The sequence below is a fragment of the Paraburkholderia sp. PGU19 genome, assembly GCF_013426915.1.
GTDB lineage: Bacteria > Pseudomonadota > Gammaproteobacteria > Burkholderiales > Burkholderiaceae > Paraburkholderia.
In genome coordinates this window covers 553672-579728 of the sequence record NZ_AP023182.1, presented here as the reverse complement: position 1 = coordinate 579728, position 26057 = coordinate 553672, and the positions used below count along the sequence as shown (strand labels likewise).

At 60.9% G+C, this 26057-nt stretch carries 20 protein-coding genes and 8 pseudogenes; 8 read left to right on the top strand and 20 right to left on the bottom strand.

Translation table 11 applies throughout. The features are described 5' to 3' along the window. Positions 1–139 precede the first annotated feature (139 nt). The 3 pseudogenes from H1204_RS43035 to H1204_RS43025 all read right to left on the bottom strand — a co-directional run. Positions 140–615: pseudogene (locus H1204_RS43035) on the bottom strand (hypothetical protein). A 166-nt stretch (positions 616–781) separates the two neighbouring features. Next, positions 782–1137, bottom strand: a pseudogene (locus H1204_RS43030) (dihydroxy-acid dehydratase); the annotation flags it as partial. Between the two features lie 91 nt (positions 1138–1228). Continuing rightward, positions 1229–1609, bottom strand: a pseudogene (locus tag H1204_RS43025) (transposase); the annotation flags it as partial. 126 nt (positions 1610–1735) lie between these two features. On the opposite strand from H1204_RS43025, the pseudogene H1204_RS43020 reads away from it, so the two are divergent. The 3 genes and pseudogenes from H1204_RS43020 to H1204_RS43010 all read left to right on the top strand — a co-directional run bounded on the left by H1204_RS43020 (position 1736) and on the right by H1204_RS43010 (position 3862). Continuing rightward, positions 1736–2243: pseudogene (locus tag H1204_RS43020) on the top strand (DUF1269 domain-containing protein). 394 nt (positions 2244–2637) lie between these two features. Beyond that, on the top strand, positions 2638–3327 hold the full coding sequence (locus tag H1204_RS43015; RefSeq protein ID WP_180736155.1) for a 2OG-Fe(II) oxygenase family protein: 690 nt from the start codon (positions 2638–2640) through the stop codon (positions 3325–3327). Positions 3328–3574: 247 nt separating this feature from the next. Continuing rightward, positions 3575–3862 carry a GYD domain-containing protein gene (locus H1204_RS43010; RefSeq protein ID WP_180736154.1) on the top strand — a complete coding sequence of 96 codons (288 nt, stop codon included), beginning with the start codon at positions 3575–3577 and terminating at the stop codon, positions 3860–3862. Positions 3863–3998: 136 nt separating this feature from the next. Here H1204_RS43010 and H1204_RS43005 read toward each other — a convergent pair whose 3' ends face one another. From H1204_RS43005 to H1204_RS42990, 4 genes and pseudogenes are all read right to left on the bottom strand, one after another. Further along, positions 3999–4346 (bottom strand): MTH938/NDUFAF3 family protein, encoded by a 348-nt coding sequence (locus H1204_RS43005; protein WP_180736153.1) that lies wholly within the window; start codon positions 4344–4346, stop codon positions 3999–4001. A gap of 71 nt (positions 4347–4417) precedes the next feature. Continuing rightward, positions 4418–4696: pseudogene (locus H1204_RS43000) on the bottom strand (ribonuclease Z); the annotation flags it as partial. Between the two features lie 17 nt (positions 4697–4713). Next, positions 4714–6710 (bottom strand): annotated as a pseudogene (locus tag H1204_RS42995) (thioredoxin domain-containing protein). Positions 6711–6872: 162 nt separating this feature from the next. Then, positions 6873–7415: pseudogene (locus H1204_RS42990) on the bottom strand (arsenate reductase ArsC). Positions 7416–7894: 479 nt separating this feature from the next. Between H1204_RS42990 and H1204_RS42985 the strand changes: the two are divergent. Next, complete coding sequence (locus H1204_RS42985) at positions 7895–9115, top strand: RtcB family protein (protein ID WP_180736151.1); 1221 nt, start codon at positions 7895–7897, stop codon at positions 9113–9115. 519 nt (positions 9116–9634) lie between these two features. Next, the gene (locus tag H1204_RS42980; RefSeq protein WP_180736150.1) at positions 9635–10534 is read left to right on the top strand and encodes an IclR family transcriptional regulator; all 900 of its coding nucleotides are present in this window, start codon (positions 9635–9637) and stop codon (positions 10532–10534) included. Between the two features lie 40 nt (positions 10535–10574). Here H1204_RS42980 and H1204_RS42975 read toward each other — a convergent pair whose 3' ends face one another. From H1204_RS42975 to H1204_RS42955, 5 genes are all read right to left on the bottom strand, one after another. Then, complete coding sequence (locus H1204_RS42975; RefSeq protein ID WP_180736149.1) at positions 10575–10964, bottom strand: hypothetical protein; 390 nt, start codon at positions 10962–10964, stop codon at positions 10575–10577. Positions 10965–11378: 414 nt separating this feature from the next. Beyond that, positions 11379–12023: a trimeric intracellular cation channel family protein gene (locus tag H1204_RS42970; protein ID WP_180736148.1), complete on the bottom strand. Its 645-nt coding sequence runs from the start codon at positions 12021–12023 to the stop codon at positions 11379–11381. Then, on the bottom strand, positions 12020–13288 hold the full coding sequence (locus H1204_RS42965) for a M20 family metallopeptidase (protein ID WP_180736147.1): 1269 nt from the start codon (positions 13286–13288) through the stop codon (positions 12020–12022). The genes H1204_RS42970 and H1204_RS42965 overlap by 4 nt, the downstream gene beginning before the upstream one ends. A 35-nt stretch (positions 13289–13323) precedes the next feature. Next, positions 13324–13767 carry a MarR family transcriptional regulator gene (locus tag H1204_RS42960; RefSeq protein WP_180736146.1) on the bottom strand — a complete coding sequence of 148 codons (444 nt, stop codon included), beginning with the start codon at positions 13765–13767 and terminating at the stop codon, positions 13324–13326. Between the two features lie 284 nt (positions 13768–14051). Continuing rightward, a complete protein-coding gene (locus H1204_RS42955) occupies positions 14052–15083 on the bottom strand; it encodes an AraC family transcriptional regulator (protein ID WP_243469102.1) in 1032 nt (343 codons plus the stop codon). An 81-nt stretch (positions 15084–15164) separates the two neighbouring features. On the opposite strand from H1204_RS42955, the gene H1204_RS52805 reads away from it, so the two are divergent. The 3 genes and pseudogenes from H1204_RS52805 to H1204_RS42945 all read left to right on the top strand — a co-directional run bounded on the left by H1204_RS52805 (position 15165) and on the right by H1204_RS42945 (position 16660). After that, the gene (locus tag H1204_RS52805) at positions 15165–15290 is read left to right on the top strand and encodes a hypothetical protein (RefSeq protein ID WP_274608287.1); all 126 of its coding nucleotides are present in this window, start codon (positions 15165–15167) and stop codon (positions 15288–15290) included. Beyond that, a pseudogene (locus H1204_RS42950) lies at positions 15275–16007 on the top strand (SDR family oxidoreductase). Before H1204_RS52805 ends, H1204_RS42950 begins: the two are co-directional and overlap by 16 nt. 101 nt (positions 16008–16108) lie before the next feature. Continuing rightward, the gene (locus tag H1204_RS42945) at positions 16109–16660 is read left to right on the top strand and encodes a DUF4863 family protein (RefSeq protein ID WP_180736305.1); all 552 of its coding nucleotides are present in this window, start codon (positions 16109–16111) and stop codon (positions 16658–16660) included. Between the two features lie 390 nt (positions 16661–17050). Here H1204_RS42945 and H1204_RS42935 read toward each other — a convergent pair whose 3' ends face one another. The 8 genes from H1204_RS42935 to H1204_RS42900 form a co-directional block, all read right to left on the bottom strand. Further along, the gene (locus H1204_RS42935; protein WP_180736145.1) at positions 17051–17893 is read right to left on the bottom strand and encodes an IclR family transcriptional regulator C-terminal domain-containing protein; all 843 of its coding nucleotides are present in this window, start codon (positions 17891–17893) and stop codon (positions 17051–17053) included. A 67-nt stretch (positions 17894–17960) separates the two neighbouring features. Continuing rightward, entirely contained in the window at positions 17961–19502 is a 1542-nt protein-coding gene (locus H1204_RS42930; protein WP_180736144.1) for an AMP-binding protein, read from the bottom strand. Positions 19503–19529: 27 nt separating this feature from the next. Further along, on the bottom strand, positions 19530–21311 hold the full coding sequence (locus H1204_RS42925) for an ABC transporter permease subunit (protein WP_180736143.1): 1782 nt from the start codon (positions 21309–21311) through the stop codon (positions 19530–19532). A gap of 9 nt (positions 21312–21320) precedes the next feature. Then, complete coding sequence (locus H1204_RS42920; protein WP_180736142.1) at positions 21321–22382, bottom strand: ABC transporter ATP-binding protein; 1062 nt, start codon at positions 22380–22382, stop codon at positions 21321–21323. A 10-nt stretch (positions 22383–22392) separates the two neighbouring features. Further along, on the bottom strand, positions 22393–23454 hold the full coding sequence (locus H1204_RS42915) for an ABC transporter substrate-binding protein (RefSeq protein WP_180736141.1): 1062 nt from the start codon (positions 23452–23454) through the stop codon (positions 22393–22395). A 54-nt stretch (positions 23455–23508) separates the two neighbouring features. After that, a complete protein-coding gene (locus H1204_RS42910) occupies positions 23509–24270 on the bottom strand; it encodes an enoyl-CoA hydratase/isomerase family protein (RefSeq protein WP_180736140.1) in 762 nt (253 codons plus the stop codon). A 47-nt stretch (positions 24271–24317) separates the two neighbouring features. Next, positions 24318–24626, bottom strand: coding sequence for a hypothetical protein (locus H1204_RS42905; protein WP_180736139.1), 309 nt, complete (start codon positions 24624–24626; stop codon positions 24318–24320). A gap of 221 nt (positions 24627–24847) precedes the next feature. Beyond that, positions 24848–25972 (bottom strand): branched-chain amino acid ABC transporter substrate-binding protein, encoded by a 1125-nt coding sequence (locus H1204_RS42900; protein ID WP_180736138.1) that lies wholly within the window; start codon positions 25970–25972, stop codon positions 24848–24850. Positions 25973–26057: the final 85 nt, after the last annotated feature.

Below are 26057 nucleotides of genomic sequence, written 5' to 3'. Positions count from 1 at the left end.
AACGGCCGCCGCCAGAATTGGTTGCCGAGGCGGCCGTCTCTCGAGGGCGCCGGGTGTTTAGAGTCTGTTCACATGTGCGACGTGCGTACGTCGCACAAGTGAACAGACTCTATCGGCGCGCCGGGAAAAAAACGGCGCGTCAGTGCATCGCGTCCTGCGTGCGCCGTTTCAGCATGCCGTAGACGATCGCGGTGACCGCACCGAACAGCAAGTTTGCCAACAAGGGTCCGGATCCCCGCTCCGAGACGAACCATGGGAACACGGCCGTCATGACATGTTCCACACATACGCGACGATCCCGAAGGCTACCCCGATGACAGCCTCCATGCCCCCATTCGAATCCAAGTGGAAAGGCGCAATGACCGCTCCGAGAATCATCCCCATGGCCATGATGGCGCCGAGCACGTAGTGCAGTACCAGTGCCGTCGCCACGATGCCAAAGCTGAAGAGAGACATCTGTTCGAGCGCACTCGGGCCCATCACCATCGCCGCGATCTTGTGGGTCGGTCGACACGGGCTTTCATTGAGGACCATTGTCGACCAGAAGAACTCAAGCACGATGAACAAGGCGCCAACCACAACACCGGCCACGGCAGAAGCGAGCCAGTCCGGCATGCGCCGTTCCCAATGGTGTGAATGAATGTGCAGTTCGCTCCGGGTGCGCCATTCTTTTCTTACTTTCTTTGGCAATGCAAAGAAAGTGAGCCGGCCCCGGCAGGGGGACGAAACCAGGGATGAACTGCGCCCCCCCTGCAGAAGCCGACAACGATCGATCGTCAACTCACGCCCTCGCCGACACGAACAACGTGCAGGCACCTTCCTCCGCCGGCGAGACATTGCGGCGGAAACCCGAGAACAGATCCCGTCCGATGCCGGCGTGGTAACGCGCGAGAACCGGCGTGCGGACCTCGCGGGAGTTCCATTCCGCTTCCGGCACGCGCACCGACAGCGTTCCGGCTTCCGCATCCAGCACCACGATATCGCCGTCGCGCACACGCGCCAGCGGGCCGCCGTTGAGCCCTTCGGCGCGACGTGGATCGCCGCCGACACCTTGCCTGATGCGCCTGACATGCGCTCGTCCGTGACCAGCACCAGCGCCACTTTGAAGCGGCGCTCCCGCAGCACGGAAAGCGTTGGGGCGCGCGACTCCCCGCGGGGCATGGTCGAGTCGTTTACTCCACCTGCGCCGCCGTCTGGTGTCGGATTTACGCCGCCGTCAATGCGTGACCCTGCGCCCGAGAAAGATCTGGATTCGACGGTAACCATAGCTCGGATATTGCGCCGACAGAGTGCGCTCATTTCGGCGAGCACAGGCGCGTCCCGCTCGAGCAAGTTTTTCGATCCGTAATGCAACGCTGACCGCGCGAGCGACATCAGCGCGCGCGCACGTCGCTCCGACAGGCCCCATGCTTTCGCGCATGCAGGCGGGAGGGCGCGCGCACCACTTTTTTGCGTTGATCTCTTTCGTCACATCCAGCTCGAGATGCCGCTCCGCCACCATCTTCTCCAGTCGCGCATTCTCCTGTTCGAGCTGTTTGAGCCGCTTCACATCCTCAGCCTTCAGACCGCCGAAATGCTGCCGCCAGTTGTAGATCGTCTGCTCGCTGATCTCAAGTTTCAGCTGGCCCGATAATTCCGGGGAAGGTCACCTACGCCCTCTCTGATTGCCTGCGGCAGGCGTACGATAAACAGCATCGACCCGTCGGCGGGAACGCTTGATTGATGGAGAGCCGACATGAGACGTCTTTATTTTCTCGTACCTGACACGACGACGGCGAAGGCGATCGTAGACGACTTGCCGCAGGCACGGATCACATGGCGACATATCCATGTTCTCGCGAATCACAGTGTCGCGCTCGAACAGTAACCCGAGGCATCCTTGCTGCAAAGCAGCGATGTCGTGCACTCGCTCGAACGCGGCGTGGCGCGCCGGTGCGACCGGCGCGCTTCTCGGCCTCGTGGCACTGGCGTTTCCTCCCGCGGAGCTCGCAATTGCGGGCGGAGCCGTCGTCGCATTGACGTTGGCGGGTGCCGGCTTCGGGGCCTGGACGGCCACGATGATCGGCGTCGACGAACCGAATGCACGACTCGAACGCTTTCGTGGCGCCATACGTGATGGCCAGCTCTTGATCATGGCCGACGTGCCTGGATCGCGCGAACATGAGATCGAGCAGATGGTCGCGCAGCATTTTCCGAAGGCCGATCTCGAAGGCGCGGAGCCCACGACACCGATCTTCCCCTGAGAAGCAGACAAGATGAGGCCATCGGCGCCCCCTTTGGGTCCCACTCCGGCCGTCAGACGCTCCCGCGCGACTCGGCGCGGTCGCATCGCAACCGTCACACGGTACAGCCGGAACTGGCTGCACGACGCGCGGGCGCCAAAGACTAGCTGGTCAGAGCGACTGGATCAAGCCGCACGAGGCCCATAGCGTGGCGGCGCTACGCGTTGACGTGGCGCTTGTCTGACTGCACTGCGGCATGCGCGGGTGACCGAAGGGGGCCGACTTCCGCGATCCACAACTGGCCAAGGCTGGTTCCATCTGCGCGCCTTTGACCGCACAACGCATGCAGGAAACAAGTGCCGGCATCCGACCTATAGTGACAAGTGAGTATCCCATGCAGCGCATCAGGCGTTGAATGATGACAATCTCCACTTCCACTCCGGACATCATTCGTCTCTTTCCGACTTTCGTGTGGCAGCGCCGCCTCGATCCAGCGTATTACGAACCCCTGGATCGGGATCTGATGGCGTACGTCGACGCCCTGATTCGGAGCGGCGAAGGCACCCATAGCGGCACCACATGGCAATCCAGCCATCAACAACATGAAAAGCCCGAGCTCGCTGCGCTGATCGCGCTTATCGACCAGGCCGCGCGCGACGTACTCACATTTCTCAAAGTGGACAACGCCCCATTTCGCCTCACCGGATGCTGGATCAATGTGCTGACGCCAGGCGGGACACACGCGATGCACACTCATCCAAACAACTTCCTGAGCGGCGTGTATTACCTGCGCTCGCAAACCGGCGCGGACACGATCAACTTCCATGATCCGCGCCCGCAGACGGCCATCATCCGTCCACCCGTCACTGAGTTAACGGCGTACAACACAGATCAGGTGGTCGTTCCGGTCAGCGAAGGCACGTTGCTGATATTCCCGGCATGGCTACCCCATTCGGTGTCCGCAAATACGAGTGCGCAGGCACGCGTGAGCATCAGCTTTAACATAATGTTTGCCGACTATGACGAGGTCATGAGCCCGCCGCTCTGGGGCCGCCGTGACGTGCGCCGCGCGCAAGCCCAACTGGCCATTGCCCCTCACGTCTGAGTCCTGATGCCAGGCCGCCTGCTGACAGTAAGAATCCATTCCGCCCGTCATGGAAAGCTTCGAAGGCCAACGCCCCGCGTCACGTATTACTGGAACACTCGTTCACGGCGGCCCGCGACCTCAGGACCGAAGGACAGCGACCTGACTATAATCAAGATGAACGGGAATGCACCGCCCGATCGGTGGCCGTCCGCATTGAAGTGACTACCGTGCCCGAGCGTGGAGCAATTTTCCACGGAGGTATTACATGACTACCTACGTCATCCTCAGCCGCCTCGCTCCTGACGCGTTCAAGGACCCCAAGGAACTCAAACAGATCGCCACCACCGTGTCGGAGAAGATCAAAGCTGAATGCCCTGCCGTCACCTGGAAAGAGAGCTATCTGACACTCGGGCGATTCGACGTCGTGGACATTGTCGAGTCGAATGATCTGAAACAGCTTGAGCTTGCGGCGCTGATCATCCGAGGTTATGGGCATGCCGCCACCGAAACGATGCAAGCGACTGTGTGGAGCGATTTCATCGGGGCGCTGTAGCCGTGATGCATGTCCCCCTGCGAAGGCGTATCGGGACGAGCGCGCTCAGCCGGCTTTTCGTGGCAAGGCGGCCTGGTGACCTGCGGTGTTCCGGTCGAACTGGCTCGCCTGTGAAACGCTGCACCCAATGCGCCCCCTAGCACGTGACATGCAGAATCGCGTTGGTTCCTTCCGTCTTCACCTTGAGTCTGGCGATAGCCTCCTCCGTCGGCACGATAACGAGTTCGACTTTCCGGCGCTCGGCCTCCCGCCTTACCTCGTCCATCACCGGCAGTGCCCCGGTGCCGGTGCCGATCACAAGGCACTGGCAATTCCAGGGAATAGCCTCAGCCGTAGATACCGGTGTATGCCCGAACAATTCGCGGAACGCCTTGGATGGCTTTTTCTTGCGCTTGCGAACCTGCCCGCGGTCGATCACCACGTCATGCTCGAAAGTCACGCCATCTATGCGGATGGAACCGAAGGAAAACGCATCGAAGTGCATACCCGCCTCCACTCGTCCTGCGAGGGTCACGGCTCATGGTATCAGGGGTAACAGGCGTCCGACGAACGATGCCGTTCTTCGACCTGTTCAAGGAAGTCAGTGCCGTCGAACAGGACGATGCCAACCTTGCGCCCGAGTATCACGCGCACGAGATAGTCGAAGCCGCAAAAATGGTCCATGTCCGTGTGGGTAACAAACACACGCGAAAAACGCATCAGTTGGTGAGGCAGCAGTCTGCTGATATCGCCGAGATCGAAAAGAACAGCGCGGCGTTCGTCGCGAAAGTCCACATACAGACTAGGGTCGCCAAACAGGTCGTTGACAAGCCGGGGTTCAAAATGGGCGTGCATGGATCGGTCCGGCACCGTCACACCCTACCGGACAAGCAATATTCAAGGAGCGCGTTGCCTTCGGTCATGGGTGCAGCGCACGTGCGATTCCGGCACACATATGCCGCGGCCCGGCCGTCGACCGGGTGACACTCCCGGCCGATCGGCACGTGTTCTGCAAAAGCCAGCACGCGTGCGGGGAGGTAGGCACGGTGAACGCCAGTTGCCAGCACTGCGGCTGAATCTTTCTCGCCGGCAAAGACGATCCCGAGCGGGCCGCGCTGCACGAAGTCGCTCGCGGCCATGAGGTGCGCGAAGGCGGATGGTACGCTGCCTGCTGCCGTCTCGTATCTCCGGAATTCGTGCTCGGCACGGTCAAGGTAGAGATCGCGCCCGGTGAGTGCATGCAGACGCACGAAGGCAAATGCGCTCGATGAGATGCCAGATGGCGAGGCGCTGTCGTATGGGGCACGGGGCCTGTGCACCAAGGGCTCGCCATCGCACGGTGTGAAATACAGCCCGTCCTCCCAGAACTTGTCGAGGATGAGGGTCGCGAGTTCGATCGCACGATCGAGGTAGCGCCTGTCGAAGCATGATTCGTAGAGGTCGAGCAGTGCATTACAGAGAAAGGCGTAGTCCTCGAGGAACCCCGGCACCTTGGCTACGCCGTCCTTCCAGACCCGGAATACGCCGCCATCGGCAAGTGTCAGTTCGTTCCCGATAAAATTGGCGGCACGCTTTGCCGCGCTGAGATACTCGGGGACACCCGTCGCCTGGAAGGCGGCACAGAGCCCCGCGATCATCAGACCATTCCAACCGGTGAGAATGTTGTCGTCCCGGGCAGGGCGCACACGTCGGGCGCGCGCCGCCAGCAACCGCTCGCGCCAGCCTGCGAGCTGCGTTTCTTCCAGCGCGTCCAGCTCGACCGCACGGTGGAGTACCGTGGCGCCGTGCTCGAAATTGCCGCGTTCTGTCACGCCGTAGGCCCTGCAGGCCAGTGCGCCTTCGGACTCGCCAAGGACTGCCTTGATCTCGGCGGGCATCCAGCAATAGAATTTGCCTTCCTGGCCTTCGCTGTCGGCATCCTCGCTGGCGTAGAAGCCGCCTTCGGGGTGCGTCATGTCGCGCAGAATATAGGCGAGGGTCTCCTCGAAGATGCAGCGCCATGTTCGCTTGCCAGTCAGGCGATAGGCATCCGCGTACAGCTTTACAAGCTGGCCATTGTCATACAGCATTTTCTCGAAGTGCGGCACGGCCCAATGCGCGTCGACGCTATAGCGGGCGAACCCGCCGCCGACCTGGTCATAGATGCCGCCCGCCGCCATGTGGTCGAGTGTGCGTTCCAATGCGTCAAACAGCGAGGGTTCGCGGCTTCGTTCATAGACGCGTAGCATGAGGTCGTAACAGCTCGGATTGGGGAACTTGGGCGCGCCGCCGAGCCCCCCATGAGCCGGGTCGGTGTCCCGTGTCAAGGCATGTGCTGTCTGTGCAGGCAGATCTTCGACAGCGGCGGTTGGCCCGCCCTGCTGTGCCTGATCGAACTGCCGGAAGCCCTGCTGAATCTGCACAATGGTGTCCCGCAGTTCATCATGCCGATGCCGCCAGGCTTCACTCAGGGCGATCAACACGCGCGCGAACGCGGGGCGGCCATAGCGATCGTCCGGGGGAAATAGGTGCCGCCGAAGAACGGCTCTCCCTGTGGCGTGAGAAACACGGTAAGCGGCCAGCCGCCTCCCTGTCCCATCATCTGGCTGACCTGCTGGTAGATTTCATCTATGTCGGGACGCTCCTGCCGATCGACCTTGATGCTGACATAGCGCTCATTCATCAGGCTGGCAATGCGCGGATTCTCGAAGGACTCGTGCGCCATGACGTGGCACCAGTGGCACGCGGCGTAGCCCACCGACAGAAGGATCGGCCTGTTTTCCTCGCGCGCGCGGCGAAACGCCTCGTCGCTCCACGGATACCAATCCACCGGGTTGTCCGCATGCTGGCGGAGATAAGGCGAGGATTCTGTAGCAAGCCGGTTTGTCATGCTGGTCTCCATACGGACGCACCCACCAGCGCTCATGATCAATTCGGGCAGAGTCGCGTGCCCTGCAAGGGCGCGGCAAACTGTGCGCCGCGCTCATCGAACCGTCCGTCGGCCGTAGCCGCCACCGGAAAACCAGACAATCGGAATTGCTCATCGAAAGCTCTAGCCTCGCGTCAGCATCCCGGATGTGCCGATGGCCGTGACGTCAATGTCGCTAATCCGTCGCACCGCGGCGCGAATGGCGGCGGCGTCGAGTTCGTCCAGTGGCACCTCGACGAGCGCCTCGACCCTGCATCGAATCTGCTGGAAAACGCGTTTGAATGCAGTACGTTTGCTCTCATCCGAACCCTCCATGGCGGCGGGGTCGAAGAATCTCCAGTGTGCAGATGCGGGATGGCCGGGCGACACTGGACATACATCCCCAGCGGCCTGATCGCACACGGTAATAACGAAGTCCATATGGGGTGCGCTCGGTTCGGATAGGGCGAACTCGTCTCACGATTTGCTGCGCAGATTCGCCAGGTCATACCACGTCATGCGCACCTGTTCGATGGCGAAAGGAGTGATCTTTCCGATCGGATTACTTCCTGCGCTGTAGGCGCGAAACCGACCATTCTCCAGTGTGTGAAGTAGCGCCTCTGCCATCACACTGCGCGCCGAGTTGCCGGTGCAAAGAAAGAGCACGTTATACGTCCGGTCATTCATGAACGGCTCCCTGAAGGAACGGTCGCGAACGTCGCATCAGAAAGGCGCGGTCCGCGTATCAACCTCTTAAGTCTAGTCCCGTCACGTGCGGTACGGGGAATGCCGTGCTCAGCGACCGGATCGATAGGGCTGTCTTGCAATGCCAATGCTCAATTAACGCGTGCCCGTTGACCCTGATCTGCCGTAAATCGCTGCGACGCAGCGCTTGTCGCGCCTATTCGGAATCAGTGACGGCGCACACATGATGCAGTCGAATCCCTTCCGCACGAGCTGACCGTAAAGTCCATAGCCGCGCGGGCCCGCTTCGTGGACGATGCGGATGCTTCACGCCTCCGGTGTCAACCTCGAATACAACGGGATTGTGCTGAGCGCTCGAGTACATGTGAATACTTGTCGAAACAGAAAAACCGGCTCACGCTAATGCCGTACCGCGCACACTGACCCGTGCCGATGAGCGAAGCTGACGAAGGGACAGAGGCATGAGTCCGGTCGATTATCAACTAATGGAAGTGGCAAGCGGCAAGGCCGTGAAGATGTGGGCACAGGGCGTGGCTATTGAGGAGGCGTGTCGCCGGCAGTTGAGAAACATGGCCCGCATGCCGTTCGTATTCAGGCACGTTGCCGTCATGCCGGACGCGCACGTGGGCAAAGGCTCGACGATAGGCAGCGTGATTCCGACACAGGGCGCAATCATCCCGGCGGCCGTGGGCGTCGATATCGGCTGCGGGATAATGGCGGTTCGTACAACGTTGACGGCCGCGGACCTGCCCGCTTCGCTTTCCCGCGTGCGCAGCGCGATCGAACGCGCCGTGCCGCACGGCGGTGCGATGGGGCGACGCGATCCGGGTGCATGGTCGCGTCCCCCGCCAGCCGTCGACGACGCCTGGAAGCTGCTGGCGCCCAGTTTTCAGCGCATCGTCGACAAGTATCCTTCCCTCGCGCGCACGAACAATCACGCGCACGTAGGCACGCTCGGCACCGGCAATCACTTCATCGAGGTATGTCTCGATGGCGATGACAGCGTCTGGTTCATGCTGCACAGCGGATCACGCGGCGTGGGCAACGCGATCGGCAGCCTCTTCATCACGCTGGCCCAGGCCGACATGCGTCAACACCTTGCGAATCTTCCGGACAAGGATCTCGCGTACTTGAGGGAAGGCAGCCGGCACTTCGATGACTACGTGGAAGCGGTCGGCTGGGCACAGCAATACGCGCGCTGCAACCGTGAGGTCATGATGAATGCCGTGATCGACGCGGTGCGCGCAACGATCGGCAAACCCTTCACCATCGACGAGCACGTGGTGAACTGCCACCACAACTACGTACAGAAAGAGCGGCACTTTGGCGTCGACATATTTGTAACGCGTAAAGGAGCGTTGTCGGCGCGGGCGGGCGAGTTCGGCATCATACCCGGTTCGATGGGCGCGAAGAGCTTTATCGTTCGCGGCCTCGGCAACGAAGAGAGCTTCTGCTCATGCAGTCACGGCGCCGGGCGCGCAATGAGCCGTAAAGAGGCCAAACGGCGCTTCACGGTCCAGGATCAGATCAGCGCGACGGAGCATGTCGAATGCCGAAAGGATGCAGGGGTTATCGACGAAATTCCGATGGCCTATAAGGACATCGACGCGGTGATGACCGCGCAGCGGAGTCTGGTCGAGGTGGTGCATACGCTGCGGCAGGTGGTTTGTGTGAAAGGTTAGGATCTGACGTTTTTTTCGACCACCACGCAGACGCCGAACCCGGATGTCGGTCGTGTATCAACTCTGGCCTTGTCATCTGTTGGCTGCCTGCCATTCGCGGAACGGCAGTTTGAGCGTCTGCGGGCGCAAGCGGCGATGGCAGGAAATGGCCAAACCGCCGATCGCCGCGCTCGATCGCCATGTTCGTTGCCACCGACGTCAGCGCGCGTCTCCATAGCCAACGGTCGAGTCGTCAGACGTTCAACAGCAGGTATCAGAGTCAAACAACCGCTTGGCATGGCCACTGCCGGAAAAGTCATCGGCCGTTGCGGTCATTGGGCCGGTCGCCGGCGAAGGGCAGCTGTTGGTCGCTCCGCGGTCGTTGTATCAGCTGTTACGTCGAACGACCGCTGTCCTCCTGCCGGAAGACAGCACCCGGACCCAGAAGAGCCATTCACCTTGTTGCGAAGCAGACGTTCGGAACTTCTGCAGAAGTGAAGAAAGAAGAGGCGCATCCAGTCGGCAGACGAGGCGACGGAAATGCTTCTTGCGCTCGTCGCAGGCGGCAAGGCTGCGCCGTTGCGGGAACTGGCGCGTACAGCAGGCATGCCAAACAGCCTTGCGCATCGTTATCTCGCCAGCCTGACTGCGAGCGGTTTGGCGGTTCAGGACGAAAACACCGGGCTTTACGACCTGGGACCCGCTGCGCAGCGCATCGGCGCGTCCGCGCTCGGACGCCTCGATCCTTTGCGGCTTGCCGGCGAAGCCATGCCGCAATTAGTCGCCGACACTGGTCTACCTACTTTACTCAATGTCCTTGGTGATCGTGGTCCAACCATCGTTCGTTGGGAACGCAGCTATGTTCCTTTTATTACGACGCTGTCTGTCGGATCGACGTTCCAATTGACCAACTCAGCAACGGGGCGCGCGATGCTCGCATTCATGCCCTCTCAGATACGAGACCATCTGATCGAGCTGGCTGTAACAAAGCATCACGAAAAGCCGCCGTCAAATCTGCTTGATCGTCTGGCAACGGTTCGTCGGCGTGGATATGACGAAGCGGAGTCCGTGCTCATCCCCGGCCTCGCCGCCATAAGCGCTCCGATTCCGGACGTGCAGGAAGAAGCCGTTGCCTGTCTGACCTTGATTGGCGCGAGCGTCGAAGTGTCGTCGATCAAAGAAATGGCTATCGCGCGCTTGGTTGAAGCGAGTTCGCGCGTTTCGCAGACATGCGGAAGCCGGTTCTCACTGGGGGCAGTGGAGTCGCAGAGCTTTAGTCCGCTGTATCCAGTGCTCATCCGTGACATTGATCCGCCGCATCCTGCGCTCATCCGTGACATCGATCAGAGTGCCTCGACTTACTGTTCCCGAAGTACTTCGAATCGCGTGAGGATGGCACGAATCGTTCACGTAGAGCGCGGGTTCAAGGGTCGAAAATGAGACCGGAAGCTGCCTCACGAACGAAGACGCCTGAATGTGGTTACAGCCGAACTGTGCGCATAGATCGTGCGTCACGTTCCGGAGCAATGCAACCATTCCAGTGGCAGGTTTGCTCGCTTGCTGAACGGCCGTTTGTGGCCGACTGTACGTTCGCCCAACCCGCAGGAAAATTGCCGTTGAAGACTTCAACGACCGCGCCGTAATGGACACCGGTACCATCACGATTGACGGCAACCATCAGTTCGACGTCAAGCTCGTCGTCAAGGATGTGGCCGCCCCAAGCGAAGTGGCGATACGTGGCAAGAGCGAAGGTGTTCAGTGCGGCAGTTCCGGCACAACGGGAACGGGAAAGGCAAGCCGTCGAACCCTGCCTCAACACGTCGCGTCGGCATCCCCCCGGGGCACCCGCCGAGCTGACCTTCTTGCTCAATGGCGACGGCCTCGAGTTGTGTCCCAGCGCGCCAACAACGGCACGCCCGCGGCGGATGCACTGAGGGTGGCAGAGTTCGCATCAACGGGTCCAGTATCGACAGGCGCGATGTGAGCTATCAGACAACTGGCACCCTGACTATCAAGCTGGCGCCAACCGCGTCACAGTAGCGGGAGGCGGCGTTCGAAACTCGCCACTGCAACAGGCGTTGTGTTACGCCCTTCCTCGAAGACCTCGTCTTGAGCAAGGGCGTGCATGTATGCATGAATTGGGGTGACGTCGATGTTGACGTCCTGCACGAGCTCAGACGCCATACGGGGTAGAGCGTTCGAATGGAGGGCAGCTCTCACCCACATCGTGCGCTCACGCTTCAGCGCCGCATCACCAGCGCTTCACGCAGCTTTGCCGGCACGGTTACTGGTTGTCGCGAACTACAGTTGCTCGACGCCTCTGAAACACCGGCAGCCGCCAGCCGAAGTAAAGTGAGGCGAGCCGAACCAAGACGCACGCGAACGTTGCGAACCACGGCGTCCACCAGGCCGTCCAGTTGGCGTATGAGAACGCCACCTGTACCACAGCGCCGAGAAGCGCCGCCGACGCGTAGATCTCGCGCTCAAGAATGGCTGGCACCCGCGAGAGCACCACATCGCGCATCACACCGCCGCCGACCGCGCTCACGATACCCAACAGGATCGCGAGTTCTGCGTTGTGACCATAGACGAGTGACTTCTGCGCACCCGACACCGCGAACAAACCGAGGCCAATCGCATCGAAAAACAGCACCGGCTGACGCAGACGACGAACCTGTGGATACGCGAGAATCGCGATCCCGGACGCCGAGAGCGACGTAGCCAGATAGCGCCAGTTCGAAAGTCCAGCAGGTGGAATGGCGCCGATACAGACGTCCCGTACGATACCGCCGCCACACGCCACCATGAACGCGACGGAAGCAATGCCGAAGAGATCGAGCCGCCGTTGTCGTGCCGCGACGGCACCGCTGATAGCAAAAGCAAATGTCCCAACCAGATCGAGGACTGTATAAATCGTATGGGAATTCACGTTGTACTGTCTTCATTGCCGAGCCAGGCGCCGGCAGCACAAAGCATGGCTTCGAGGCCTGTACGCAGCGTAGGGTCGAGCACAGGTGCAAACTTTGGGGAATGGTTGCTGGGAATTTCGTTGAGCTTCTTCGCGGCCACTGCCCTTTTAAATTCCTCGGGATCGGTCCCGCCGATGAACCAGAATGCGTATGGCACGCCCCATTCTCGACCGAACACGCTGAAATCCTCGCTCGCCGCAGCCGGTTGCGTTTCATAGGCGCGCTCGCCGAAATGCGCCTCAAACGTGTTGCGCAGACGCTCACAGGTGGCGTCGTCGTTGACGGTGAGCGGATAGCTCGATAGCGTCGTGAATTCGGGCTCCCGCGGCGCGTTCGAGGCTACGCATTCTGCACAGCAGATTCGGCGGATCGCGCCCAGCATGTACTCACGCACGTCTTCATCGAAGGTGCGCATGTTGAGTTTGAGCGTGGCATCGTCGGGAATGATGTTCTCTTTCGTGCCCGCCTGCAGCGCGCCGATGGTAAGTACGGCACTATCGCGCGGCGAGATCTCTCGCGAGACGATGGTCTGCAGGCGCAACGTGGTCGATGCCGCCATGATGACGGGATCGATCGAGGTCTGCGGCTGTGAACCGTGCGAGCCACGGCCAAACAGCCTGACCTTCAGACTGTCGCCCGCGGACAGGATCGTGCCGCTGCGATAGCCAACTGTGCCTGCTGCGCCAACCATCACGTGCTGCCCGAGAATCACGTCGGGTTTCGGAAAGCGCACGACCATGCCGTCTTCGATCATGCTGCGTGCACCGCGCCCTACTTCCTCGCCGGGCTGAAAAACCGCCATCAGCGTGCCGCGCCAGGCATCGCGGTGCCCGGCCATCAGACGTGCCACGCCCATCAGCCAGGTCACATGCAGATCATGGCCACACGAGTGAGCCACCCCAACCTCGATCCCGTCCTCATCTTTGGCCTTGACAGTGCTCGCATAGGGCAGCCCCGTGGCTTCAGCCATCGGCAGCGCGTCCATGTCGGCGCGCAGCATGACGGTCGGACCATCGCCGTTGCGCAGCACAGCCACCACACCCGTCACACCAACGTTGCGGGTCACCTCGTAGCCGAACTTCTCCACATAATCCGCCACAATCTGCGCGGTGCGCACTTCCTGCATCGACAGTTCGGGATGCTGATGCAGGTCCTTGTAGACAGTCTCAAGCTCAGGCAGGAGGCTATCGATCGCGCCCACCATCGTTGTGATCAATTTCGACATAGATAACTCCTTGTTCCGTTGAGCCGTAATTCTGCCTACGCACGCATCTGCACTTCTCTGTCACGCAGGCTATCTGCAAGCTTGTCGAGCAGATTTTCAAGCGCTTTACGCTCGCTGGCAGTTAGCGCTGCAACCAGCTCTTTTTCCAGTTCTTTTCCCACGACTTCGGAAAGTTGCGCCACCTCGAATCCGTAATCCGTAGCGCGCAGCGCGACGCTGCGGCGGTCAGCCGGATGCGTGTCCCGGCTGATCAACCCCCGTGTTTCAAGGTCGGCAAGAACTTTGGAGAGCAGGGTTTTTTCGACCAGGGCCCGTTGTGACACCCCTTTTGGGGTTATATCCGGCTCAGCGCACACGAGACGCAAAATTCGCAACCCGCGCACATCGAGATTCCAGCGCTCGCGGTACACCGCATTCGCCCGGTTGATCAGCAACTCGCTGGTCAGATCAAGCCTGAAGGTCAGGAAGTCGGAATACAAGAGATGGCTCCGCCGTTGCCCGCCGAAACATTCGTCGGCCAAGCTGCCAATTATAGAATAATGATTGAAATTTTCAACTATATCGAAGGTCTCGACGGGTGGCGATCGTGAATGTCAGGTTTCGCCATCTGCAGAGGAATACTTATGATCCACCTCCTCCCTCCGCGTCTTCGCAGCGAAGCGTCCCTGAACTGCCGTACATCGGCCACCTGCTTTTAGCGGCTGCTTGCGTGGTCCATCCACCAGTGCATTGGTTATCAGCGCGAAAACCCTGCCCCCAGCATTCAAATTTTGCCCCGTGCTTCCGCGCGATACCGGCTGGGGCTCTGACCAAACATCCTTTTGAAAGTCGAACTGAAAGTGGTTTCGGATGCGTAACCGACAGCGGCGGAGATGCTTGCGAGATTGTCGTTGCCCGTCTTTAAGGCATCCCTGGCAATCGTCATGCGCCAGCGGATCAGATATTCCAGTGGAGGCAGCCCCACGAGATCCTTGAAGCGCTCAATGAACGCGGTGCGTGACATACCGACCTTCGACGCCAGTTCCTCCACTTTCCAGCGACGTGCTAATTGTTCATGCACCATCCTGAGCGCTGATCCGATCCGTGGATCCGACAACGCGCCCAGCCAGCCCGCTGATCTCGGGCTCGCGGCAAGATGAGCCCGCAGGATGTTCACCAGCACAATATTCGCGAGGCTGCCCGCCATTGCGGCCGCGCCGGGCCGGACTGACTCTGTCTCCGCCCTGATCAGTTCGAGGGCCGCGCGAAGCGATCTGGCATCCGGAGAATCCGCGGAAACGAGAACGAGCGGGGGCAGTAAATTGAGCAGCAGCCCGCTCATGTCACCGTCAAACTCGAACAGTCCTCCGACGCTGATCGCGCACATTTCTCCCCGACCATAGCGAACAATTCTGTCCGCCCCCAAGTTAGTGGCAAGCACCTTCTCCCCGTCGTCCGGTTCCACGCCCGGATCGCTGGCGAAACAGTAGGGTGATCCGTCAGTGAGGAGACAAAAGTCCCCCTCCTTCATTTTCGTGGGCGCGGTGACGCCTTCAATCCATACCCATCTATCGCCCTTGATGACCCCGACGAATTTGACATGACGATAGGCAGCAAATCTCAAGGCCCATGGTTCGGCAGCCTCAAAGCGCGCCGAAAGCACACTTTTGACCTTCAGCAGGGAGAACACGTCGGAAAGCGGGTCCATAGAAAATATGTACGATCCGATAGGAAAATTGATCGATTGATTATGGATCGAACAGATGCTTTGAGCAAGAATCGCCACTCGTAGCCTGATATGTAGCGCCGGGGTCATGACGCAACACCCGGTTTTTCCGTCGCAGAAACACGCGAGCGCACTGCTCGACCTTAGCCTGACAGAGGAGTTACTTTGCGCATGCGCACAATTGAATTGATCTATGTGGAGCGTCGTATCCATGAAGAACTGACCGCGCGTGCGGCCGGTCAGGGCAGCTATTTCAAGTATGAAAAAGTGGAGGTGGCCTCATGTCAATCGCGCTAATCACGGGGGGCGGCGGCGACATTGGCGGGGCTACTGCGAAGACGCTGGCCGAACAAGGGCACCGGGTCGTTATAAATTATCGCAACAGCGCAGCCCGGGCCGACGACGTGGTGGCAGCCATCGTCGCGGCCGGTGGAGAAGCCATAGCGATTAAAGCCGACGTCACCGATGCCAACGATGTTGCCGCGATGGTCAATGAAGTCAATCAGCGTTGGGGCGAGATCGACGTTCTCGTGCATAGCGCCTTGACGCCGTATGTCATTACCTCGTTTGCCGATCTGAGCTGGGAGCAACTCGGCGGTAAGCTCGACACCGAGTTGCATGCCGCATTCGTGGTACAAGGCTGTTGTACCAGGCATGATGTCGCGTGGCAACGGACGGCTGATCTATATGAGTGCCCTGCCATCCACTCGTGCGCGGGTCGGGATGATCACACTGGGGACTTCCAAGGCGGCCCTGGATCAGTTCGTACGGCACATCGCGCTTGAGCTCGCACCGCACGGTATCACCGCCAACCTTGTTGCACCGACCACGGTGGAAGGTGCCACCGCGGACAGGCTGATTCCGCCCGAACGCCTGAAAGCGATTGCTGCGGGCATACCGATGAAACGGCTCGCCCGTCCCACCGACGCGGCCAAAACTATCGCGTTTCTCGCAAGTGAGGGGTCGGGTTTCACCACCGGCCACTATATTCCGGTGAGCGGCGGCCTGGCCTAAGCAAAGCCGTCAATCCCTTTCCATCCATCGTCGATCCCGAAGGGCGTGATGCGTGTAACGCCATCGGGTTTCGCCGACGCTCACGGCGTGCTATGTCAAACATGACTCAAAGCCAATTCACAAATCGCAAAAATGAACTTGTCGCCCGCTTCATCCCCTTTCTGCAAGAGGTCAAGGACATGACCACGAGTACCGAATTTGAGCAATGGCTGAATACGAAATACGGCATTGAAAGCGAGTTGTACAAGGACCTCGCGCGACTGATTACCCTCGGCGTGAAGGAGGGCTGGGCGGCCGATATCGAGGTCACTGGCCCGCGTTACCGTCGCTCACGAGTCGTCATGCCCAGCGCGGAGACGCTCTTCTTCAGCGCAACAGCGGTGCTGTTGGATAGCACAGGTAACACCCAGGACAACCCGGAAGGCAGTTTCCGCGCCGATGATCATCTGCACCCGTATGGCGAGATCAATCTGGTGGTACCGCTCGATGAAGACGCTGCGCTCGCGGGTCCGAACGGCTGGTGTTATGGCGGTTGGACTGCGCCCGCGCCGGGCAGCCACCACTTTCCGGAAGTCAAGGGAGGTGCTGTCATCTCGCTCACCTTCCTGCCCGCGGGGCGGATTGCGTTCGACGTCAAACCGGCGCAGCATTGAAGCGCTCGCCCTCCTCTAAACCACCACCGGGAGCAGCATGGAACAACGTCTCGATTTCTTCAAAGCCAACGATTCGCTACGGACATTTATCGTGGCATGGGCGGCAGCGACAGCTTGACGATGAGGGTATGTCGTAGCTATGCAGTTCGCCACTACTGCACCGCATCTGCCCGCGGGGGAACGCAACGTCGCCCATAAGCGTCGTCCGTGGCGTTCGATGGTGGCGCGGCAGATTGTCAAACCTGCGTGATCAAGGTTGGTCCCTCTCGCGCCAACCGCAAGGTCACGTCCCGGATCACAGACCTCGGGGCGCGCCAGGCGCTTTCATCGCCGGCGAGACTGCGCGCGACATTCGACGCACAAATTGAAACAGTGGGAGTACGACTAGCGCTATTCGACGCGACGCCGCGTTGAAATTGCCGACGCCGTGGAAATGACCAGATCGGCGAAGCGCCGCTCGTCGCGGTCGGCGTGCCATCGTGATCTTGCCACAGCGATATTCACCGCGCCGATCCCTCGCCCGTGCGCATTGATGATAGCCGCCGCCGTCGAAATATCGCTGACGAAGTATTCGTCTTCCGTATGCGCGTACCCCTGCTTTCGTATCTGCGCGATGCGCTCTTTGATCTTGCGCGGCTGATACACGGTCGACGACGTATACGGCACGAGATTCGTGCGCGACAGGATGTCGTCGATTTCTCCGTCCGGGAGCGTCGCCAGGATTGCGAGCCCCGGTGCAGTGCAGTATGCGGGCAGACGCGAGCCAGTAATCACGTGGGCGTTGAACACATTGCGGCTCACGATCCGCAGCACGAACACGATGTCCGTGTCGTCGAGCACGGTGAGATTGGTGGCTTCCTCCGTCTCCGAGCCGAGTTGCTGAAGATAAGGCGTCGCACGACTCACGAGTTCGTTGGACGTCAGGTAATGGTAGGTAAAGTCCAGCAGCCTGGGCGACAGCTCGTACTTGCGGCTGTCGGCATCCTTCAAGAGATAGCCGAGCGCCGCGAGCGTGAACGTGAAGCGCTGCGTCGCGCTCAGGTCAAAACCTGTGAGCGACGAGATCTCGGACAGCGACAACTGACGCTTGCTGCCGTCGAAGGCGGTGAGCACTTTCATCGCCTTTTCGACGGACTGCACGTACAGCGAAGAGGCAGTCGGATCCGCCGCCTCGGCCTGCGGCTTCGTCGCTGGGCTCTTACGCTTGCGCGGAACTTTAGGCGCGTCGGTCATCAGATGTTCATCTTGTCGATTGTTGGCGAATTATCGCATGACCCTAAAGCGGTATCGAATAGCGATATCACATTCGAGCCTTGTCCATCCGATCCCAAGCGTCGTCCACGCTGCGCGGCAGCAGATGCTTTTTGATGCGCTCGCTCGCGGTCAGCTCGAAGCTTTCCACCGCACGGTAATAGCGCGGCAACTGAAAACTGGCGAGCCGCTCGCGCGCCCACGCGTGCATGGTTTCCCAGTCCACAGGGGCGTCCTTGAACTGCACGTTGAGCAGAATATCCTGCTCGCCGATCGCCGATGCCACGCCGATCGCCGCGCTGGCGTGAACGGCCGGATGCTCCGCGAAAATGCGCTCGATCTCCCACGCCGATACGTTTTCGCCACGCACCCGCATGCTGTCCGTCTGCCGGCCGATGAAGTAGAAATCGCCGTCGGCATCGCGTCGCGCGCGGTCGCCCGTGTGCAGTCTGCCGTTGCGCAACGCGGCTCGGGTCGCGTCGGGATTCTTCAGGTAGGTCGGCAAAAACGTGCCCTCCACCTTGCTCGACAACACGATCTCGCCTGCTTCGCCGTCCTTCACGGGCTGGCCTTCCTCGTCGAGCAGTTCGATCTCGATCCACGGCAGCGCGCGGCCGATCGACCCTGGCTTGCCCGTCGCATTCGCCGTCGCGAAGCTCGAACATTCGGTCATGCCATAGCATTCCCGCAGGCGCAAGTTGAGCCGCGCCTGCACCGCCATCCACGCAGAGGCGCTCACGCCCGCGCCCCATGCGACGCGCAGCGTGTGCGTTTCGGGCTGCGCGTCGGGCGGCAGTTGCATCAGGATATCGAGCACGCCGCCCAGGTAATGCAGCTGCGTCGCGCGGGCGCGCTGGATCTGCGGCCAGAACTGCGAGGCCGAGAAGCGCGGCACTGCGTGCAAGGTCACGGCTTCGAGGAACGGAAGCAGCAGCATCTGCGCACCGCCGATATGACACAGCGGCTCCCACAGAAACAGCCGGTCGCCTTCGCGCACATCGGCGACGCACAGCGCGGCTTCGCCCGCGATGCGCATCATCCGGTGCGTGAAGACAACACCCTTCGGCGCACCCGTCGTGCCCGACGTATAGATGATGCACAGCGGATCGTGCACGCCGATACTCGGGCTCGTGAATGCGGCATGCGCTTCCTGCGCATCGAACGCGGGGATGCGCACGCGCCGCGTCGCAGCGCAGTCGATCGTCGCGGTCACGGCCTCGAATTCGTCATCGATAATGAGCAGCTTCGGCTCCGCGTGCAGCAGCAGATACTCGAGGCCCGCTGCGCGCAGTTTCGTGTTCACCGGCACCCAGACGAGCCCGCTCAGCACGAGCGCGTAGATCAGATGAACGTGCTCTGCGCTGTTGCCGAGCATCACGGCGACGCGGTCGCCCGGCACGAGCCCTTCGCGTGCGAACCACCGCTGCAACTGCGCGACGTACCGCGCGATGTCATGGCACGTGATCGCCTGATCGTCGAAGTGCGCGACGGTGCGCAACGGTGCACGGCGCAATCCCGCCGCGAGCAGTGGCACGCAGTCGAGTTCGTCGTCTGCATGGCGGTGAGCGAAGTATTCCGGATAGCGATGCATATCTGTACCGATTGAAATGCCCGGGATTCAGCGCGCGCGGCGCTTGAGCCAGGAAGACACCGCCACGACGAGCGCGATGAGAATGACCAGCGTCGTCGACACGGCGGCGAGCGTCGGCGTTATCGCGAGCTGGATGTCGTCCCACATCTGCTTCGGCAGCGTCGAATTGATGCCGCCGCTCACGAAGATCGCGATCGTCAGATCGTCGAAGGAAACGAGAAACGCGAACAGGAACGCCGCCGTGACGCTTGCCATGAGCAGCGGCAGCACGACCGACGTAATGCGCCGCAACGGAGAGGCGCCCATCACGCGAGCTGCGTCGTCCAGACGCCAGTCGAAGCGTTGGAAGCCAGCCGCGAGCGTGACGACCACGTAAGGAATCGCCAGCACCGTATGCCCGACGATGAGGCCGAGATTCGTGCCCGTGAGTCCCAGGCGGCCGAACAGATACAACAGACCCACTGCGACGACGATGCGCGGCACGATCAACGGCGCGACCAGCAGCGCGAACACCGGCTTGCTCGCACGGCGCGGCATGCGCGTCATCGCGAGCGTCGCGCCGAAGCCGAGCAGCAGCGACAGCAGCGCCGTGCCCAGACCGACTTCGAACGAGCGGATGATCGCGCTACGCCATACGGGCGAATCCATGAAGGTGCCGAACCAGCGCGTGCTGAAGAACTTCGGCGGAAACGCGATGTAGTCGCTCGACGTGAACGCATACGGAATCACCGACAGCACCGGCACCACGAGCAGCGCCATGATGACGCACGTATAGAGTCCGAGCGGGCTCGCGGCGCGCGCCACCGTGTCTGCGAGCGCGTTGCGGCGCATCATGAACGGCGCGAAGAAACGGCCCGCCGTCATCAGCAGTGCGAGCCTGAACCCCTGCGCGCGCGAGCCGCGCGAGCGCTCCGTCACTTCGCCCGTCAGCGACGTGAGGCCGACCATGCGGTCATAGACGAAGAAGATGACAATCGAGCAGACCAGCAGCACCGTGGACAGCGCGCCGGCAAAGCGCATGTCGAAGAGTTCGAGGACGGACGAGATCACGAGCTGCGCGATCATCGTTTCCTTCGGCGAGCCGAGCAGCGTCGGCACGATAAAGAAACCGAGGCTCGAGATGAACACGAGCAGCCCCGCCGCCGCCACGCCCGGCGACGACAACGGCAGAAACACCGTAAAGAAGCTGGTGCTGCGTTCCGCGCCGAGCGTTTCCGCCGCCTGCGCGAGCCGGTCGTCGATACCGCGCATGACGGGAAGCATCGTCATGACGGCGAGCGGCAGCATCGAATGCACCATGCCAATCAGCACGCCCGTCAGCGACGGTATCGTGCCGCTCGTCTCGTGCACAAGGCCGAGCGAGAGCGCGATCGTCGAGAGCACGCCCGTCTTCGAGAGCAGCAGCATCCACGCGTAAGTCTTGACGAGATAGCTGGTCCAGAACGGCAGCATGATCCATAGCAGCCAGCGTTCGCGCACGCGCTCCGACAGCCGGCTCAGCATGTACGCGACGGGATAGCCGAGCAGGATGGACAATGCCGCCGTCAGGAACGAGATGGCGAAGGTGATCCACAGCACCTTCGCATAAACCGGTGTGCGCGCGATCCGTTCGAACTGCGCGAAGCCGATCTGACCGTCGGCGCTGACGAGACCGCCTTGCAGTATCTCGCCGACGGGCACGATAAAGAACACCAGCAGGAACAGCAGCGTCGGCACGATCGGCAGAAAGCGCATGCAGCGCGTGAGCACGACGGACCGGCCGCGCCGCGAGGCTTCGTTTTCGCGCAGCGCATGAATAGCGATGGTCATGGGAGCTCCTCAGGCGTGCAGCAACGTCGTGCGATGCGGATCCCACGTGAGCCCCACCTTGTCGCCGATGCGCGGTGTCACACTGCGCTCGCAGCGTACGGTCAGCTCGCTGCCGTCGCTCATCGAAAGCGACACGCGCGTGTCGCTGCCGAAGAACACGACATCGGCGATCGTGCCGGCCACGAAGCCACTGTGCGGTTCGACGAGACGCGGCGCTTCGGGACGCAGAAGCAGCGTGTGACGCGTGGCGGTCGCGCCCGCTGCGCCGAGCGGCAAAGGAATGCGGCCGCCCGCAGCGAGCAGGACCGGCTCGCCGGCGGCGCCGCGCGCAGCATCCACTTCGCCTTCGAGCAGATTCGAATGGCCGATGAAGCCTGCCGCAAAGCGTGTGGCGGGGCGATCGTAAAGATCAGCGGGCGTGCCCACCTGCTCGATGCGCGCCTGGTTCATCAGGCAGATACGGTCGGAGAGCGTGAGCGCTTCGTCCTGATCGTGCGTCACGTAGACGAAGGTTGCGCCGAGTTCCTTGTGCAGACGTCGAATCTCGGTCTGCATGTGTTCGCGCAGTTTCTTGTCGAGCGCGCCGAGCGGCTCGTCGAGCAGAATCACGGAAGGCCGGTACGCGAAGCAGCGCGCGAGCGCGATGCGCTGCTGCTGCCCGCCCGACAACTCCTTCGGGAAGCGCCTTGCGAACTCGGTCATGCGCACCATCGCGAGCCCGTCGTCCACTGCGGCGCGTACTTCGTCGCGCGATTTGCGGCGCATGCGCAGGCCGTATGCGACGTTGTCATACACGCTCATGTGCGGGAACAGCGCATAGCTCTGAAACACCATGCCGATGCCGCGCTTGCCCGGTTCGACATGCGTGACATCGCGCCCGTCGATCTCGATGCGCCCTGCGCTCGGCGCGACGAGCCCGGAGATCATCTGCAGCAAGGTCGTCTTGCCCGAACCCGAGGGACCGAGCAGCGTCAGGAATTCGCCCGCTTGCACGGCGAGGTCCGTCGGTTCCAGCGCGACCGAATTGCCATAGCGCTTCGCGATGCCAATTGCCTCGAGTTTCGAGCTCATCGTACGCTCCTTACGAAATGATCCACGAATTGAACCGCTCGGTGACCTTCTGGCGGTTCTCTTCCCACCATTGCGGGCTCGGCAGCTTCATGTCCTTGATGTTGTCCGAGGCGGTCGGCAGGAGCGTCGCGCGTTCCTTGCTGATGGTCTCGAAGGACTTTTTGTTGGTCGGGCCGTACGCGAGCGTGCGCGTGAGCCCCGCCTGACGTTTCGCGTCGGCGCAAAAGCGCACGAACTGCTTCGCGGCATCGGCGTGCGGCGTGCCTTTCGGAATGCCCCAGCCTTCGATCGAATACAGGCCCTGATTCCACACGATCGTCACCGGCGCGCCGCTGTCCTTTGCGGCCTGCGCGCGGCCGTTCCAGGTCGAGATCATGTCGACGTCGCCGCTCTGGATCGCCTGCATCGCCTGCGCGCCGGAGGTCCACCAGATGTTGATATGCGGCTTGATCCTGTCGAGACTCTTGAATGCGCGGTCCACGTCGAGCGGATAGAGCTTGTCGAGCGGCACGCCGTCGGCCAGCAGCGCCTGTTCCAGCGTGTCGAGCGGACTGCGGCGCAGGCAGCGGCGGCCGGGGAATTTCTTCACGTCCCAGAAGTCCGCCCACGACTTCGGGCCGTTGTCCTTGAACTTGTCCGCGCGATACGCGAGCACGGTCGAATACACGTCGACACCAAGCCAGTTGGGCGTGATCGCCTCGGGCATGATGTCCGGATAGTCGCTCGCTTTCAGGCCGATCGGCTCCAGCAGGCCTTTCGCTTCGAGATACGGAATGTCCGCCGATAGCGTCAGCGTGGTGACGTCCCACACATAGTTCTTCGTTTGCACCATCGCCGCGAATTGCGCGACCGGCTGCGATTCGCGCGCCACACTGACGACCTTGATGCCCGTCGCTTTCTCGAACGGGTCATAGAAGGCTTCGCGATACGCGCTCGTGTATGGGCCGCCCGGGTCCGATACGACGATCTGCTTGGTTTGAGCACGTGCGGCCAGCGGCATCATGCCGGCCACGGCGAGCGCGCCCGCGCCGTGCAGAATGCGGCGGCGCGTCGGATTGAAGTCTCGTGTCATGGTTCAGGTCTCTCGCACTAGGGTTGAGAAGGAACTGCCCGGCTTCCGTCCGCTTTATTTGGCGCGTTTCTTGAAGAACTCTTCCATCATGCGAGCGGGCTCGCCCGAGTCGTACGCCTCGCGCTGAATGCGTTCCCCCGCCTCGATACAGTCGACGAAACCCGGTTCGGTCATCTCGCGGAAACGCTGTTTGTCGAGACGCATCGCGACGGGCGGCTTTGCGGAGAGCTCCGTGGCGATTTCGAGCGCTTTCTCGAAGACCTTGTCTTCGTCGACGATGTGATGAATCAGCCCGATGCGATAGCACTCGTCGGCGTCCATCAGACGGCCGGTGAGCGTGAGCTCGATGGTGCGTGACATGCCGAGCATCGAATTCATGATCCACGGGCCGGTCGTGCTGGCGATGCCCGCATTGATCTCCGGCTGGCCCATGCGCACGCCCGGGTGGCCCACGCGGATATCGCCGAGCAATGCGACCTGAAACGCCGAACCTGCAGCCGTGCCGTTGAGCGCCATCACTAGCGGCTTGGACAGACCGCGCAGCGTCGCGTAGTAGCGCTGCCACTCCTTGACCCACGCTACGGCGCGTTCGCCGTCGAAGTCGTGCGCCTCGGCGAGATCCTGCCCCGCCGAGAATGCGCGATTGCCCGCGCCCGTCATGATGATCGCGGCGACATCGTCGTCGGCGTTGAAGCGCTCGAGCGCCGCAATGATCGATTCGCGCATCGGTGTGGTCCAGGCGTTCAGCCGTTCGGGACGATTCAGCGTGATGACCGCGACACGGCCGTGATTCGAAAACAGAACGTCGTCACCCATGATTTATCGCATAGTAATAGTTGATGGTGAAATGCAATATAGGATCATCAAAAATAAGGTGCAAGCGGGTTTACGCGGAAGAAGGGCAACTCGGCGGAAAAAAGCGCGCATGGAGGCGAATGTGTCGTGCGGTCGAGGAAACATCGAAGGTGTTCCAGTTCGGTGCACACACGAGAAAGCCGCTTGTCGGCGGGCTCGATCCATGTCGAAGACACCGAAAAGACAGCCCAAATAGCACCGTGCGCGAACGCGCAAGCGTGATACCTGCGATTCAGCGATGGCTCGTACGCGTCGAGATCCAATGTGGCGCGTTTGCCGCCGTCACAAAACGCGATCGGCGCAGCATGCTCGACCAAGTCGGGCGCCGGCCGGCAATGAGACCGCGGAGGTGCAGGTAGCTTCGTATAGTTTTAGCGCTCGGATGCAACGACGCATCGGCGCATAGTCTGTCAACCATCACCGTCCGATGCTGGTTCTGAGAACTGCTCTGCATCCTTATGGCGAACGTCCGATGACCGGTACCGGGTACGCTTGAATAGGTATCCGGTCATTTCGACGAAGTCCGTGAAGACTACGCTTACTTGACGTAAGGAACGGGCAAGCCGTTTCGAATCACATACACAGTTGTTGGTGCGCCTTTTAGATTCCCTTCTGCGTCGAAGGAATATGTGCCCGCAATTCCCTTGTACTGCTCCTTCGCCAGTTGCGCGATCAGCTTGCTTTTGTCGGTCGTCGTCCCCGCTTTGTTCATGACGTCGGCCAGCATCTTGACGCCGTCATAGTAGTTGACCGCATAGACCTGCATGTCAGTATGATACGTGTCCTTGTACTTCTTGATGAACTGTCTGCCTTCCTCAGTCTGATCCAAAGCAGTTCCGCCTTGCGAGCAGTAGACAATCGAGGCCGCGTCGCCCGCCACTTTTCCCATGTCCGCCGTACAGATGGCGTCTCCTCCAAGCAACTTGGCTTTTAAGCCGCGCTGCCGCATCTGTTTAACCATCGGCGCAGCTTGAGATGCATAGCCGCCGAAGAAAATGACATCAGGATTCTTCGCTTTGAGAGCCGTGAGGATGCCAAGGAAATCCGTTGCCTGGCCATTGGTGAATTGCTTGTCGACAATCTCCAGGCCGTTTGCCTTGGCCGATTGCTCGAACTGCTCCGCAATTCCCTGCCCGTACGCAGAACGGTCGTCGATGATGGCAACCATTTTTGCTTTCAATTCCTTTGCCGCAAAGTCGCCCATCGTTCCGCCAAGCTGGGAATCGCTGGCGCCGATCCGGAAAATGTTCTTGAAGCCTTGCTTCGTGATTGCGGGATTTGATGCAACAGGCAGGAGTGCAATTCCTGCATTGTTGTACACGCGAGACGCAGGAATCGCCACGCCCGAGTTGTACGGCCCCAGCACAGCGACGACGTTGCGGTCGATGAGGTTCTGCGCAACCTGAACGCCGGTCTTGGGATCGGCCTGATCGTCTTGCGACTCCAGTTTCAAAGTGACCTTCTTGCCCGCTATCAGCACCCCTTGTTTATTCAGTTCGTCGATGGCCATTCGCGCGCCATATTCATTGTCTTTGCCGTTTGCCGCTTGAGGCCCGGTTAGCGGAGCGGAGTGTCCGATCACGACGACTTCCTGTGCCATTGCCGGCAGCGTCAGAGTGACTGCTGTGCAGGCTGTCGCGCCAAGAGTAATGAATTTACGCATGCTTTGTCTCCAAACATTAGGTCGGTTTTATAGATACCCTGCCGTCTGTGCTTCTCAACTGAATAAAGCGTCGCCGGACCGTCGC